At 46.2% G+C, this 15429-nt stretch carries 11 protein-coding genes; 7 read left to right on the top strand and 4 right to left on the bottom strand.

Going from position 1 to position 15429, the window contains the following annotated elements:
* Window positions 1-4: 4 nt before the first annotated feature.
* Window positions 5-946, top strand: coding sequence for a deoxyribose-phosphate aldolase (gene deoC, locus ACMJ0U_RS03385; protein ID WP_022053717.1), 942 nt, complete (start codon window positions 5-7; stop codon window positions 944-946).
* 203 nt (window positions 947-1149) lie between these two features.
* On the opposite strand, the gene ACMJ0U_RS03380 is transcribed toward deoC, so the two are convergent.
* Window positions 1150-2124, bottom strand: coding sequence for a polyprenyl synthetase family protein (locus ACMJ0U_RS03380; RefSeq protein ID WP_417128181.1), 975 nt, complete (start codon window positions 2122-2124; stop codon window positions 1150-1152).
* Window positions 2125-2218: 94 nt separating this feature from the next.
* Here ACMJ0U_RS03380 and polA point away from each other — a divergent pair, with 94 nt between their 5' ends.
* The 6 genes from polA (at window position 2219) to ACMJ0U_RS03350 (ending at window position 9674) form a co-directional block, all read left to right on the top strand.
* Window positions 2219-4987, top strand: a complete 2769-nt coding sequence (gene polA / locus ACMJ0U_RS03375) for a DNA polymerase I (RefSeq protein WP_417128180.1) — start codon at window positions 2219-2221, stop codon at window positions 4985-4987.
* A gap of 153 nt (window positions 4988-5140) precedes the next feature.
* Complete coding sequence (locus ACMJ0U_RS03370) at window positions 5141-5527, top strand: DUF3836 domain-containing protein (RefSeq protein WP_417128178.1); 387 nt, start codon at window positions 5141-5143, stop codon at window positions 5525-5527.
* 201 nt (window positions 5528-5728) lie between these two features.
* Window positions 5729-6832 carry a redox-regulated ATPase YchF gene (gene ychF, locus ACMJ0U_RS03365; protein WP_417128176.1) on the top strand — a complete coding sequence of 368 codons (1104 nt, stop codon included), beginning with the start codon at window positions 5729-5731 and terminating at the stop codon, window positions 6830-6832.
* A gap of 70 nt (window positions 6833-6902) precedes the next feature.
* A complete protein-coding gene (locus ACMJ0U_RS03360; RefSeq protein WP_417128174.1) occupies window positions 6903-7814 on the top strand; it encodes a ketopantoate reductase family protein in 912 nt (303 codons plus the stop codon).
* Entirely contained in the window at window positions 7811-8461 is a 651-nt protein-coding gene (locus tag ACMJ0U_RS03355; protein WP_417128172.1) for a chloramphenicol acetyltransferase, read from the top strand. The genes ACMJ0U_RS03360 and ACMJ0U_RS03355 overlap by 4 nt, the downstream gene beginning before the upstream one ends.
* Window positions 8462-8681: 220 nt before the next feature.
* Window positions 8682-9674 carry a winged helix-turn-helix domain-containing protein gene (locus tag ACMJ0U_RS03350; protein WP_417128170.1) on the top strand — a complete coding sequence of 331 codons (993 nt, stop codon included), beginning with the start codon at window positions 8682-8684 and terminating at the stop codon, window positions 9672-9674.
* Window positions 9675-9716: 42 nt separating this feature from the next.
* Here the strand turns inward: ACMJ0U_RS03350 and ACMJ0U_RS03345 are convergent, their stop codons facing one another.
* The 3 genes from ACMJ0U_RS03345 to ACMJ0U_RS03335 all read right to left on the bottom strand — a co-directional run bounded on the left by ACMJ0U_RS03345 (window position 9717) and on the right by ACMJ0U_RS03335 (window position 15395).
* Window positions 9717-10301 (bottom strand): non-canonical purine NTP diphosphatase, encoded by a 585-nt coding sequence (locus ACMJ0U_RS03345; RefSeq protein WP_417128168.1) that lies wholly within the window; start codon window positions 10299-10301, stop codon window positions 9717-9719.
* A gap of 146 nt (window positions 10302-10447) precedes the next feature.
* Window positions 10448-12766: a family 20 glycosylhydrolase gene (locus ACMJ0U_RS03340; RefSeq protein WP_417128201.1), complete on the bottom strand. Its 2319-nt coding sequence runs from the start codon at window positions 12764-12766 to the stop codon at window positions 10448-10450.
* A 37-nt stretch (window positions 12767-12803) separates the two neighbouring features.
* Window positions 12804-15395 carry a beta-mannosidase gene (locus ACMJ0U_RS03335; protein ID WP_417128166.1) on the bottom strand — a complete coding sequence of 864 codons (2592 nt, stop codon included), beginning with the start codon at window positions 15393-15395 and terminating at the stop codon, window positions 12804-12806.
* Between the last annotated feature and the right edge of the window lie 34 nt (window positions 15396-15429).

Genomic DNA, 15429 nt, shown 5'->3' with positions numbered 1-15429 from the left:
GTATATGAATCCTAATCACGAACATGCGTGCGGATGCGAACACACGCACGAAGAAGAGAACCAGTACAACAAGTACGAAGATGCGTTGAGTAAATATCAAACGAATCTGAAGGACGATGAAATTGCGGAGAAGACAGCCCGTCTCATCGAAAAGCATCTGGAAGAAAACAATACGAAGGAAGTAAAGAAGTTCCTTTTCAACTGTATTGACTTGACTACACTGAAGTGTACAGACAGCGACACCAGCGTGATGAAGTTCACGGAGAAGGTCAATGAGTTTGTCGACCGCTACCCTGACCTGAAGAACGTGGCTGCGATTTGTGTATATCCCAACATGGCTGAAATCGTCAACGATACACTGGAGGCAGACGACGTGAAGATTGCCTGCGTATCGGGAGGTTTCCCCTCTTCACAGACCTTCATTGAGGTGAAGGTGGCTGAAACTGCCATGGCCATCCATAGTGGCGCAGACGAAATAGATATCGTGATTTCTGTGGGCAAATTCCTGAGCGGTGACTACGAAGGCATGTGCGACGAAATCGAAGAGCTGAAAGAAGTATGCGGCGACAAGCACTTAAAAGTGATCCTGGAAACCGGTGCATTGGGAAGTGCTTCGAACATCAAGAAAGCTTCTATCCTTTCTATGTATTCAGGAGCTGACTTTATCAAGACTTCTACCGGAAAGGAAAGTCCGGCTGCCACACCGGAAGCTGCTTACGTGATGTGTCAGGCCATCAAGGAATACTTCCTGGAGACTGGCCGGAAAGTCGGATTTAAGCCCGCTGGAGGCATTAACTCCGTGCACGATGCACTGGTGTACTATACCATCGTAAAAGAGCTGTTAGGAGAAGAATGGCTGACCAACGAGCTGTTCCGTCTGGGTACAAGCCGCATGGCAAATTTACTACTGTCTGACATTGTGGGAAGTGAAACTAAGTTCTTCTAAGCCCCTCATAAAAGAATGAGAGTGTGTCAAAACTAAAATGACTACTCCCAAAAGTTACAGATTATAACCATAATACTTAAGAGGGCCGCATCATTACTCAATACAGAGTTTGATACGGCCCTCTTTTAGTCTTTTGGGGTGCTCAAATTTCAAATTATAAGTTCATATTTTCAAAAAATGAATTTTGACACACCCTCATGAAATCATTTATTCCGTTCAATCACATAATCGATATAAGCTGTCAAGGCTTCTTTCAAACAGATATCGGCCGAGTCAGGCACCAGCGCCAGTGCCTTATCACGGAAGGCATACATCATACGAGTAGCATATTCAATTCCTCCTCCTTCCTTCACCCTTTCTACAAAACTAGCGATTTCTTCTTTTGAAGCCTCCAGTGAACGTATCCGCAAAGCCGTTTCTTTCAGGCTGTCATCTCCTGCCTGATTCAGCACATACAAAGCAGGAAGCGTAAGTTTTCCTTCCAACATATCGTTTCCTGTAGGCTTACCAAGTTCCGAGTTTTCAAAATAATCAAAAATATCGTCTTTTATCTGGAAAGCAATACCAATCATTTCGCCTAACAGACCGGCTTTCTTCACATCCTCCTGTATCGCTTCTACTGATACGGCTCCACTCTGCGAACTTGCCTTAAATAAGGCAGCTGTTTTCTTTCGGATAATATCAAAGTAAGTCTGCTCTGAAAAGTCCTCTTTTCCCGTATTACCCAATTGCAAGATTTCGCCTTCAGATAACTCTAGTCCTAAAGAAGCGACCAGTTCTACCAGTTCTACCTTGCCCGTCAATGCGGCATGTTTCAAGCTCGTAGCCAGCATATAGTCGCCCACCAATACAGAAACCTTATTATTGTAAATAGCATTTACTGAAGACTGTCCACGGCGCTTATCACTTTCATCTACCACATCATCGTGCACCAGACTGGCCGTATGAAGCAACTCCAATGACAAAGCCGCATGAAATGTAGACTCATTTAATGTACCGAACAGTTTAGCCGTCAGCATCACCAGGATAGGACGCATCATCTTTCCGCTCCGCTTCTTGATATAAGCCAGCACCTCCCCTAAAAGAGGGTCTGTGCTAGTCAAAGAATCCTCAAAAAGCCTTCTGAATTCCTCTAATTCTTTTTCTACAGGCTGCTTTATTAAATCAATTTTGTTCATGTACATTTATTTAGGCCCACAAAAGTAATAATAAAAGACCGAATACCGTATTTTTTTGTACTTTTACATGAAAAAACTTAATATTTTTACACGAATGGAGAAGCTATTTCTATTAGACGCTTATGCACTGATTTACCGTGCCTATTACGCCTTTATCAAGAATCCTCGTATCAATTCGAAGGGTTTTAATACCTCTGCCATCCTGGGATTTGTCAATACACTGGAAGAAGTGCTGCGGAAAGAAAATCCGACTCACATCGGTATTGCCTTCGACCCGTCAGGACCCACATTTCGCCACGAAGCTTACCAAGCATACAAAGCCCAGCGGGAGGAGACCCCAGAAGCTATCCGGCTGTCCGTTCCCATCATAAAGGAGATTATACGTGCCTATCGTATTCCAATTCTGGAAATTGCCGGATACGAAGCTGACGACGTAATCGGTACGCTGGCTACTGAAGCCGGGAAAAAAGGTATCAATACGTACATGATGACTCCCGACAAGGACTACGGACAACTGGTGGGAGAACACGTGTTCATGTATCGTCCCAAATACGGCGACAAAGATTTCGAAGTGATGGGAGTGGAAGAGGTCAAGGCCAAATTCGACATCCAGTCGCCTCTACAGGTCATCGATATGCTTGGACTTATGGGAGATACAGCCGACAATATTCCGGGCTGTCCCGGTGTAGGAGAAAAAACGGCACAGAAACTGATTGCCCAGTTCGGCAGCATCGAGAATTTGCTAGCTCATACCGACGAACTGAAAGGAGCCATCAAGAAGAAGGTAGAAGAAAACAAAGAGCAAATCACGTTCTCAAAATTTCTGGCTACCATCAAAACGGATGTACCCATCGCACTCGACATGGAAGCATTGAAGAGAGAAGAACCCGATGAAGAGGAACTGCGCCGTCTGTTCGAAATGCTGGAATTCCGAACTCTGATTGACCGAGTAATCAAAACAGAGAAAAAGGCCGTCCCCTCTCCTGCCGCTCAACCCGATCTCTTTGGCTTTTTTGCGGAAGAAGATACGGTTGACGCAAAAAATTCAACTCTCACGAGGTTAGAAGACCTGTCATACGACTATCAACTTATTGATAATAAGGAGAAAATGGAGATTTTAGCTGAAAAATTGCTTACTCAAAAATTTTTCAGTCTAGACACGGAAACCACCGGAATCGATCCCATCACGGCAGAACTGGTAGGAATGAGCTTCAGTTTTACCGAAAACCAGGCTTTTTATGTTCCAGTACCAGCTAATCGTGAAGAAGCTCTTACAATTGTAAATATATTCAAACCGGCCTTTGAAAATCCCGATTCGCTCAAAATTGGACAAAATATCAAATACGACCTTATCATGCTAGCCAATTATGGAGTAACCCTGAAAGGAAAGATGTTCGACACCATGATTGCGCATTATGTGTTGCAGCCCGAACTTCGCCACGGCATGGATTACCTGGCCGAAATTTATCTGAAATACGAGACTATCAAAATTGAAGAACTAATTGGAGCAAAAGGGAAAAAACAGGGAAACATGCGCGACCTTGCTCCCGAATCCGTCTATAAGTATGCTTGTGAGGATGCTGATGTGACGCTCAAGCTGAAACAGGTACTCGAAAACGAACTGGAAACAAACGGAGTCAAAGAACTGTTCGAAGAGATAGAAATGCCTTTGGTGCCGGTATTGGCTTACATGGAAAGAAACGGAGTACGTATTGATACGGAAGCACTGAAAGAAACGTCCCGCCATTTTACGGCCCGGATGAACCAGATAGAAGAAGAGGTACACCAGCTGGCCGGAATGGAGTTCAACATTGCCTCTCCCAAACAAGTGGGTGAAGTATTGTTCGACCGCCTGAAAATCGTGGAAAAAGCCAAGAAGACCAAAACCGGCCAGTATGTCACTTCAGAAGAAGTACTGGAAAGCCTGAGGGGAAAACATGAAATCGTAGGAAAGATTCTGGAGCATCGCGGACTCAAAAAACTGCTGGGTACCTACATTGATGCCCTCCCCCAACTTATCAATCCGGCTACCGGACGCATCCATACGTCTTTCAACCAAACAGTCACGGCTACCGGACGATTAAGTTCAAGTAATCCCAACCTGCAAAACATTCCCATCCGCAACGAAGACGGAAAGGAAATCCGAAAAGCTTTCATCCCCGACGAAGGATGCGAATTTTTCTCGGCCGACTATTCACAAATCGAACTGCGCATCATGGCACACCTGAGCAATGACCCGCACATGATTGAAGCTTTCCAGAAAAACCAGGACATTCATGCAGCTACTGCCGCTAAAATATATAAGGTAAAACTGGAAGAAGTGACACGCGAGCAAAGAAGCAAAGCCAAGACAGCGAATTTCGGTATCATCTACGGCATTTCAGTCTTCGGACTGGCAGAACGTCTGAACGTAGACCGCAAAGAAGCCAAAGCACTTATTGACGGATATTTTGAGAACTATCCGAATGTAAAGGCTTATATGGACCAAAGCATTCAGGAAACACGGGAAAAAGGATACATTGAAACCATCTTCAAACGCAAACGCTATCTGCCGGACATCAACTCCAAAAATGCAGTCGTCAGAGGGTATGCCGAACGAAATGCAATCAATGCCCCTATTCAAGGTAGTGCCGCCGACATTATTAAGGTAGCCATGATACGTATATACCAACGTTTCCAAGAAGAACATATCCGCTCGAAAATGATTCTCCAGGTACACGACGAACTAAACTTCAGCGTCTTGCCGGAAGAAAAAGAAAAAGTGCAGCAAATTGTGATAAGCGAAATGGAAGCCGCTTACAAAATGAAAGCTCCACTACGCGCAGACCATGGATGGGGACAAAATTGGCTGGAAGCGCACTAAGTCACCCAAACCGTTAACAAACATTTAATTAGTGACATTTTGCTAATTTACCTCATTTTTTACGCCGAAATGCATACAACATATCAAAGCTTTTACTACATTTGCATCGTCAAAAAGAACAAAACGTAAGTAAAACCTTAATATTAGAAAGATATGAAAAAGATGAATTTAGCAAAGTGTGTAGTTGTTTTAGTTATAACTTTTGTTGCAAGCTTATCAACTTATGCAGCTAAAATGAATAACAACCTGATTTACAACGCAGAAGAAGTTAACGGATTGAAAGTGGCAGAAACTGTGTACAAAAAAGATGGCAATATGTTGACAAACTATATGAAGTATAGCTACAAATACAACGCCAACAATCAAATGACAGAAAATATGTCACAGAAATGGAATACAAACAATAACTGCTGGGAAAACGATTTGTGCATTCGTTACACATACGACAACAAGAGTGTAACTACAGAATACTACAAATGGAATTCCAAGAAAAATGATTTCATTCTGATTCCTGAAATGACTGTTACAATGGACAAATGATTAAATAAGAAAATTCATAAACTCTCTTTACAAAAGAGGCACTTCGTGATGAAGCGCCTCTTTTTTTATTTTCTACCAATGAAGTTCCCCAAAATTGCCGCTCATTCGGTAGAAGAATAGGCCGGAACTTAAAAAATAACTATCTTTGCAGAGAATTAGAGTATTATGCATCAGAAATAAATTAGAAACAAACGATAAATTATGGCATTACAATGTGGTATCGTCGGTTTGCCAAACGTGGGAAAATCGACACTTTTCAACTGCTTATCAAACGCAAAAGCCCAGGCGGCCAACTTCCCGTTCTGTACCATTGAACCTAATGTGGGCGTGATTACGGTGCCCGATGACCGTCTGAACAAACTGGCCGAACTGGTCAACCCCGACCGTATCGTTCCGACTACCGTGGAAATTGTGGACATCGCCGGACTGGTAAAAGGGGCCAGCAAGGGTGAAGGGCTGGGCAACAAGTTCCTGGCCAACATTCGTGAAACCGATGCCATTCTGCACGTGCTGCGCTGCTTCGACGATGAGAACGTGACGCATGTGGACGGCAGTGTGGACCCAGTGCGCGACAAAGAAATCATTGATACGGAACTTCAGTTGAAGGACCTGGAAACCATAGAAAGCCGTATTCAGAAAGTGCAGAAACAGGCACAAACCGGAGGTGACAAGGTAGCCAAACAAACTTATGAAGTATTGGTCCGCTACCGTGAAGCGCTTTTACAGGGAAAATCGGCACGTACCGTACAGTTTGAGACCAAAGACGAACAGAAAATCGCACACGAACTGTTCCTGCTGACTTCCAAGCCGGTGATGTATGTCTGTAACGTGGATGAAGCCAGCGCCGTAAGCGGCAACAAGTACGTGGAGCAGGTACGTGAAGCCGTAAAAGAAGAAGGAGCCGAAATCCTGATTGTAGCTGCTAAAACAGAAGCTGACATTGCCGAACTGGAAACCTACGAAGATCGCCAAATGTTCTTGCAAGAAGTAGGTCTGGAAGAATCAGGTGTAAGCCGGCTGATACGTGCAGCTTATAAATTGCTGAATCTGGAAACTTATTTCACAGCTGGAAAAATGGAAGTCCGCGCCTGGACCTTTCACAAAGGATGGAAGGCTCCACAGTGTGCCGGCGTAATCCATACAGACTTCGAAAAAGGATTTATCCGTGCAGAAGTCATCAAATATGACGACTTTATCCACTACGGTTCAGAAGCTGCCGTACGTGAAGCCGGAAAACTCAACGTGGAAGGAAAGGAATACGTCGTAGAAGACGGCGATATTATGCACTTCCGTTTCAACGTATAATACCTTATTTATCAAGCACGGGCTTACACATTCCGTGCTTGTTCTTTTATCTCCATAACTTTTTTACGTCATGAACTATCTTATCATCGGAACAGGCGGTGTAGGAGGAAGCATCGCCGGATTTTTGGCCCTGGCAGGCAAGGACGTGACCTGCATCGCACGTGGAAAACACCTGGAAGCTATTCGCCAGCATGGATTGCATTTAAAGTCGGATTTAAAAGGAGAACATTTTCTCTCCGTAAAAGCATGTACCGCAGAAGAATATCAAGGAAAAGCAGATGTCATCTTTGTCTGCGTGAAAGGATACTCCATTGACTCTATCAAAGAGGTACTGGAACGTGCAGCTACTCCCGACACACTCGTCATCCCTATCCTGAATGTATACGGCACAGGTCCCCGCATAGGCCGTCTTGCCCCTTCTGTCAAGGTACTCGACGGTTGCATCTACATCGTAGGCTTCGTATCCGGTGAAGGAGAAATCAGCCAAATGGGAAGTATCTTCCGTCTGGTATTCGGCGCACGTCCGGAACAGCATGTAGCCCTCGAACGTCTGGAAACCATTGCCGAAGAGCTCCGTCAGTGCGGTATCAAGGTGGATGTATCAGACGACATCAACCGGGATACCTTTATCAAATGGTCATTCATCTCGGCCATGGCCTGCACAGGCGCTTATCACGATGTGCCGATGGGAGAAGTGCAACACGAAGGTGAAGTGCGCGACACGTTTATCGGTCTTTCACGTGAAAGTGCACAGATTGGTGAAAAACTAGGCATCACCTACCCGAGCGACCCGATTGCCTACAACCTGATGGTGATTGACAAGCTCGACCCGCACAGCACGGCTTCCATGCAGAAGGACATTGCCCGAGGGCATGAATCGGAAATTCAGGGCCTGCTGTTTGATATGATTGACCTAGGCGCACAGTTACACATTGACATGCCTACTTACCGGAAAGTAGCGCAAAAATTTCAGCAAGCATGAAACATCTTATCGATATTGACACCTGGGAGCGGAAGGACAACTATCTTTTCTTCCGCGATTTCCATAATTCCTGGATTGCCATGACCAGCGAGGTGGACTGCACGGAGGCGTATGCGGAAGCGAAGGCGCAGGGCCGTTCTTTCTTTCTGTATTACCTGTACGCCATACTTCGTGCGGCGAATGAAATCAAGGAGTTCCGTTACCGGTGGGACAAGCACGGGCAAGTGGTTTACCACGATACGGTAGACATCACGACGCCCATTGCCATGCCGGGAAAGACGTTCTACACGGTTCGCATTCCCTGGAACAGTGATTTCAAGGCTTTCTACGAGGAAGCCCGGCGTATCATCACCTCTATCCCGGAGGACGGAGACCCCTACGGCACCGACAAGGAGATTGCGGCTCAGGGCGATTTTGACGTCATCCTGCTCAGTGCCACGCCCAAGCTGTACTTTACCTCCATCTCTTACACGCAGTATGCCCCGGGCCATCCGCTGGACTATCCGCTGATGAATGCGGGCAAGGCGGTGACGCGTGAGGGAAGGCTGGTCATGCCCATTGCACTGACCGTAAGCCATGCTTTTGTAGACGGAGCGCACATCTCACTGTTCTTCGAGAAAGTAGAGAAGTACCTGAAGGAAAGATAAACAAACGCTTCATCAATATGCGCAAAACGCAGGGTTCTGTTCTACGTTTCCCACGGCGGGACCCTACGTTTTCCACAAGAGAAACCTACAGTTCGGGGCCGGGAAACATAAGGATTCCGCACAGAAAACCTAAAATATACAAGCACACCCTTATATCTATACAATAATGTTTTTGACTTCCCGCTTTTTGTGGCTTAATTTGCTTCTAAAGAATATCGTTATGACAAAAAGAACAAGCTGGTTCCTGTCTGTAGCCGCCACTGTCATCGTATGTATAGCCACCGTCTATATGGCTCTATTGCATAGCCGGACACAGGTGCATGCCCTTATCAGTCAATCCTTGCAGGAAGCCGAACGCCTTCACTACAACGACCGTCTGAATGCGTTCAGCAAGAACCCGCATATCTACGTAGACCCGGCCCTGAAGGCTTATCTTTTCGCGCCCGTCTCCAGCCGGAAAATCAAAAGCTATACGCTTCAGACTACAGAAGGAAAAACCACTTACCTGTTCAAAGACAGCATTCCGGAAGAGAAAGCCCGGAAACTGCTGAACGAATACCTGCTGGCAGACATACAGCCTGTCAAGGTGGAGGAAGTGAACCGGTTGTTTCAGGAACAGCTCGAGAAAAAAAATGTCAGCGGAACGGCGGGTGTGTTTTATTCCGACAAGTCGGCTCGCACCCGCACACGGGCAGGCATCTTACCCACGTCCTCAGCCTATAAGACTCCGGTCTGCTCGCTCGACCTGACTCACAGCCTGCAACTGCAAGGGTGGGCTGACTACGACTGGCTGACTTTACTCCGCCATATCCATGCGAGCTTTTACGGGCTGCTGTGCCTGCTGCTCGCTGCTATATGTATACAAGTCTGCCTTTACCTGAAAAAGCGGCAAAATAAGCCCGAAAAAGGGCTGTACATCGACCTGAAGCAGCAGATATTACTGATCGACGGCATGCAGTGTGCCATTTCCAGCCTCGACTTGCAGCTTCTTTACCTGCTATGGGAAAAGAAAGGAGAATGTGTGAACCGTGAAGACCTGAAAACGGCTTGCTGGCCGCACGATCCGCAGGCGAATGAGAAATTAGACGCGCATATACAAACAATCCGGAAAGTCCTGCAAGACTTCCCGGATTATCGGATTTCCACCGTCAAAGGACGGGGATATTATCTGCTATCTTCTACAGATTCTTCTCAGGCGAGCAAAGGGCTGTAAAAGTCCATTACATTTAGAAATAATCACAGCCCTTATTCTGCTTTATTTACTATTCAGATAGTCACACAACTTCTGTACGGCTCTTGCCCGGTGACTAATCTTGTTCTTTTCTTCAGCTCCCATCTCCGCAAAAGTCTCGGCATAGCCTTCCGGAACGAACACCGGGTCGTAACCGAAGCCGGAGCTTCCTTTTTTCTCCCGGATGATTTCTCCCTTCACAATGCCTTCGAACAAGTGCTTTTCTCCTCCTTCTATCAGGCAGATGGCCGTACGGAACTGCGCCTTCCGGTTCTCATTGCCTTCCAGTTCTGCCAGCAGTTTCTTCATGTTGGCTTCCGAATCATGCCCTTCACCGCCCGCATAACGCGCCGAATACACTCCGGGAGCCCCGTCCAGCGCTTCCACCTCCAGGCCGGTATCATCGGCAAAGCAATCCATGCTATAATGCGTATGAATATATTCCGCCTTCAGCGCGGCATTTCCTTCCAGCGTATCCGCCGTTTCCGGAATATCGGCTTCACAACGGATGTCTTTCAAACTCAGCACTTCCACTTTATCTCCCAGAATGGCACGTATCTCCTCCAGTTTATGGGCATTGTTGGTAGCAAAAACCAGTTTCTTTTTCATGTTGAACTTTTTCTTGACAATTATACATTTCTGCGCAAAGATACACATCGCCTGACAGTATTTCAACTAACGATAGCAAAAAGCCGATAAAAAAAGCCTGATCTTCCCTCAGGAGACCAGGCCTTTATCACGAAGGCTATGCGCCGTTAGTTCAATACGATTTCATCTACGAACAAGAATCCGGGATTGCCCTTGCCGCCGTGCCATGCCGGAATATTCTTTTCGGACAAGGCCGTTACCTTCACGTAACGGGTCTTTACCGGATCAAACGTCAGGGTATGGGTATAAATCTGGTTGGCATCTGTTTCCTTCATAGCCGGATAAGCTTCCGAAGCCACTTTCTTGAAGGTCTTGTTGTCGTCCGACACCTCTACGGTAATACCTCTGGCATCAAACGTCCAGTCACCTTTTTCTACGCAAGTGCGCAAGGTCATGGAACTGATTTCGGTAGCTTCCTTCAAATCAATCACCGCCTCCATGTCATTCTTGTAGAAAGCAATCCAGCGTCCGGTCTTGTAGTTGCGGTCACCCGTCATACCGTCTACCAGCGTAGTGGCACCCTTAAACTCGTAAGGCTTATTAATAGGCTGCAACATGGTGATAGGTTTCGCAGTAGACTTACTGAACGCAATGCTGTCACGCGTAATGCGTGAGTTGCCTTCCGGACGTACGGCCATCATACGCAACACACATGCCGCATCTATAGTCAGTCCGTTTTCATACTTGGACGAAGCAGTGGTAGGCTCAGTACCGTCGAGGGTATAGTATACAGGTGCATCGTCGATGGTGCTTGCCGTTACATCCAGCTTGCCCGTTTCCGTGTTAGGAGCGATGTTCACATTCACATCGAAAATATGAGTGGCGTAGTTCCATCCCTTCAACTGATAAATCTTTGTCAAACGGGCTGTACGTTTCAGGAATCCCTGATAATCCTGCTTCTTTTCAGGAGCGCTCCACTGCGTTTCACAAAGAGCAGCCATACGTGGTAATACCATATATTGTACCTGTGCAAAAGTCGGGATATATTCCGTCCAGAGGTTCGCCTGCACACCGGTAATAAATTTCTGTTCTTCTGGAGAAAGAGCAGAAGGCATAGGTTCATAGCTATATACTCTTTCCATTGGCAGATAACCACCGATAGCCAAAGGTTCATTATCTGTATCTTTTGCCTGATAATAGTCGAAATACAGATAAGTATTCGGTGTCATGATGACATTATGTTTCTGACGAGCCGCTTCAATACCACCAGCTTCACCTCTCCATGACATCACCGTCGCATTCGGAGCCAGTCCGCCCTCCAGAATTTCATCCCAGCCAATCATATTACGGCCTTTTTCTGTGAGGAACTTCTCAGCTTCATGTATCACGTAGCTCTGCAGGTATTCTTCTTTCGAGTGCTTGCTGTCGCCCTTGATACCTAAAGCCTTGATACGGGCCTGACACTTAGGGCAGGTCTCCCACTTCACCTTCGGACATTCGTCGCCACCTACATGAATGTATTCCGACGGGAATATCTCAATGATTTCAGCCAGCACATCCTTGATGAACTGGATAGTCTTGTCGTTTCCCGCGCAAAGCACATTGTCGGAAATACCCCACATGCGCCACACTTCATACGGGCCACCTGTACATCCCAGTTCCGGATAAGCCGCCAACGCAGCCTGCATATGTCCTGGAAGGTCAATTTCTGGAATGACCGTAATATAACGTTCTGCTGCATATGCTACGATTTCCTTTGCCTGTTCTTGTGTATAGAAACCGCCGTAAGGCTTGCCATCATATTCACCAGAATTACGTCCGATAACCGTTTCACTACGTTTTGAACCGATTTCAGTCAGCTTCGGATATTTCTTGATTTCGATACGCCACCCCTGGTCCTCAGAAAGATGCCAGTGGAAACGGTTGATGTTATGCAAAGCCAACATATCAATGTAAGCCTTAATTTCATCCATACTGAACATGTGGCGGCCCACATCGAGCATCATACCACGGTAGCTGAAACGAGGTGAGTCGTTGATTTCCACAGCCGGAAGTTCCACCGATCCTGCTCCCTCATGCACCGATACAGACTTACGAAGCGTCTGGATACCATAGAACACACCTGCTTCAGAAGGAGCGGCAATCACTACCTTCTGGCCGTCCACCTTCAACTGATACGCTTCCGGAGAATCGACTTCCAGGCCCAGTTTCAGCACGATGCCCTCTTCCTTTTCGCCTTCCTCCACCTTCAGCGTGATGCCGGTCTGCTCCTTGATAAAAGCCGCCAGGAACTCAGCGTTCTTCTTCATCTTTTCATTCCCGGCAGTATAGTAGATAGTTTCTCCACTTTTCAGCAGGAACGACCCCTGCGATGCCGCCGTAATCTCCAGCGGCATAGGAACAACCTGATAGTCGGCCACAGCCGTCGGACTATCCGTACACGAGGCCATCAGCATTCCAGCAAATGCCAACCCCATACAATTCATTTTTGAAAATGGTCTCATAATCAATACATATAAAAGATTAGTAATTAGATTTTACAATATCACTTAATTGGTGTATCACCACAGAAATATCTTCCAAAGGAGTTCCATCGGTTGAAGACACTGTCACTTTCTTGGTTTTTCCTGGAAGCAAATCAAAGAAATTGTCTGAAAAGCGTACCCCCTGCGACGGAATCTCCACAAACACATCACGAGCCAGCTGACTGGATTTTAAAGTCAACTCATACATTCCACCCTTTTTCACTTTCTTGCAAGTAATCTTGGCTTGTGGCAAACGCTGTGATTTAGGATATACCGGATAATACACCTCCTCCGAAAGAATCTGTCGATTCCGGTCGTTCTTTAATTCCATACGGATAAACGAAGCGGTTGTATCACATCCCTCAAAAGCATTCTGCCAATCTTCCTCATAGAAAACCGTAGAAGCATTAACCGGCAACATTCCCTCTACCTGATGACGACGATATACTCTCCCCTGAAAATCCATCAGTTCAAGTTGTAATGTCACTTTCTCTGTATTTAGGCAATCAGACAACACATAATAGCGTAATTTATCTCCTTCGCGCACTGCATCGACCAACACGGGAGCAAATGCCCGACGGGTCTGATACTGCATGGCTTTCCAGTTGCCATAATAGTCAATGGCCGACCAAGAAACTACCGGCCAACTGTCATTCAACTGCCAGGGCAAGCTCCCCATACAATAAGGACGATTCCGGCGGTGTGCTTCCATCCCTTGACGCATACCATGTCCTTGCAACACAAGTCCCAAATATACCAAATCCTCAAACTTCTCCGGCACTGGATAATACAGGCTCATGGTCTTTTTAATCAAGGCATTTCCTATCGTACTTTTCTGATGTGCATTCATCACGGGCGATTCCAGCTCATAATCCTCCGGCGAAGCAAAGGTGCGGATGGTCTTCATCTCCGGAAATGCCTGAAAACCATATTCACTCATGAAACGCGGAATCTCCTTATCCAAACTCTCAAACGGCTTCTGCCCGTACCACGTACCCCAGTTATGGCTGTCGCCCACCTTCCAGCTCTCCGGCCTTCCCCAATTGGCCTCCAGCGGTGAACCTTCCAGATAAAACCGGCCCGGATCGAATTCTCTTACTTTCTCCGGCAACAGATGGCGGAACAATACGTCATATCCTTCCAGCATCTGCTGATACACTTCCGGAGTATATTTTTCTTTCCATCCCCAATAACGGAGACCTTCATAAATCTCATTATTACCACACCACATAGCCAGTGAAGCATGATTACGCAAACGCTTGATATTGTACTCCGCCTCTTTGGCTACATTGTTCAAAAAAGCCGAATCATGCGGGTAAGTGGTACAAGCAAACATAAAATCCTGCCAGATGAGGATACCACGTTTATCCGCTTCTTCAAAGAATGCATCATCTTCATAGATTCCACCTCCCCAAACACGAACCATGTTCATATTAGACGACTGTACATCTTCCAGCAGACGCATATAACGTGCACGAGTCACACGAGGAAGCAAGGCGTCCGATGGAATCAAATTGGTTCCCTTAGCAAACATCGGAATACCATTCACCTCAAAATAAAAACTCATACCGTCCTTATCTTTCTCCTGCACGACACGTATTGTACGCAGGCCTATCTGATGACTTTTTCGTGATACAATCTGACCATCCACAGACACAGAAGCCTCAAATGTATAAAGCGCAGGTTCTCCCCAGCCATTAGGCATCCAGAGATGCGGCGATTCAACCGACACAGGCAGAGATATACGATTAAGCCCCGGTTGCAGTTCCACCGTTTTCTCTACGCTTTTAACAGACTCATTGGCATAACTATACGCCACACGTACCACTGCCAACTGCATATTTTCACTGATATTGTTTATTTCCAACCGGTTGTCTACATCTGCCCGTTCTGCACTAACCGATTGCTGATGTACAAAAAAATCTTCCACTACTGCACGGTCCACAAACTGCAGATACACAGGCCGCCAAATACCGCAAGTCACCATACGGATTCCCCAGTCCCACCCGTAGGAATAAGGAGCTTTACGACTAAACACACTTAATTTTTGAGGATAATGGTCATTATCTGCCGGATAATCAAACCCGTTACTCTCCCATTGTGGCATCAATTCACGAATAGGCGAACGAAACCGTAACAGAAGCCTATTTTCACCCTTTTTCAGCACCTCTTTCACCGAAATACGATATCCCACAAACATATTGTCCGCATTCAGCAGACGGGCACCATTCAGAAACACATCGGCATACGTATCAAGCCCCTCGAACACCAAGAAAACCTCTTCATGGGCTAGCTCGGCGTCGGTCAGGGTGAAAGTGGTGCGATAAAGCCAGTCTTCTTTCTCCACCCATTGTATTTTCTGCTCATTCATGCCATAAAAAGGATCAGGCAATTTATTATGCGCTATCAGGTCTTGATGCACTGTACCAGGCACCTGTGCAGAGAACCATTCATTACTTCCGTACATTGAAAACTCCCAGCCCGTATGCAGCTGACGAATTTGAGACAAACTACTGCCCGACGCATGATTTCCATAAGTCAATAAAAAGGCCAGTAACATCATCAGGGTGACTTTTGACATATTTTTCATGTTATAGATTCAAGTATCGCAATATCAAATACAA

The organism is Phocaeicola sp., from assembly GCF_048170425.1.
Lineage (GTDB): Bacteria > Bacteroidota > Bacteroidia > Bacteroidales > Bacteroidaceae > Phocaeicola.
The sequence above is the reverse complement of the archived record's forward strand: the minus strand, read 5'-3'. Positions and strand labels throughout refer to the sequence as shown.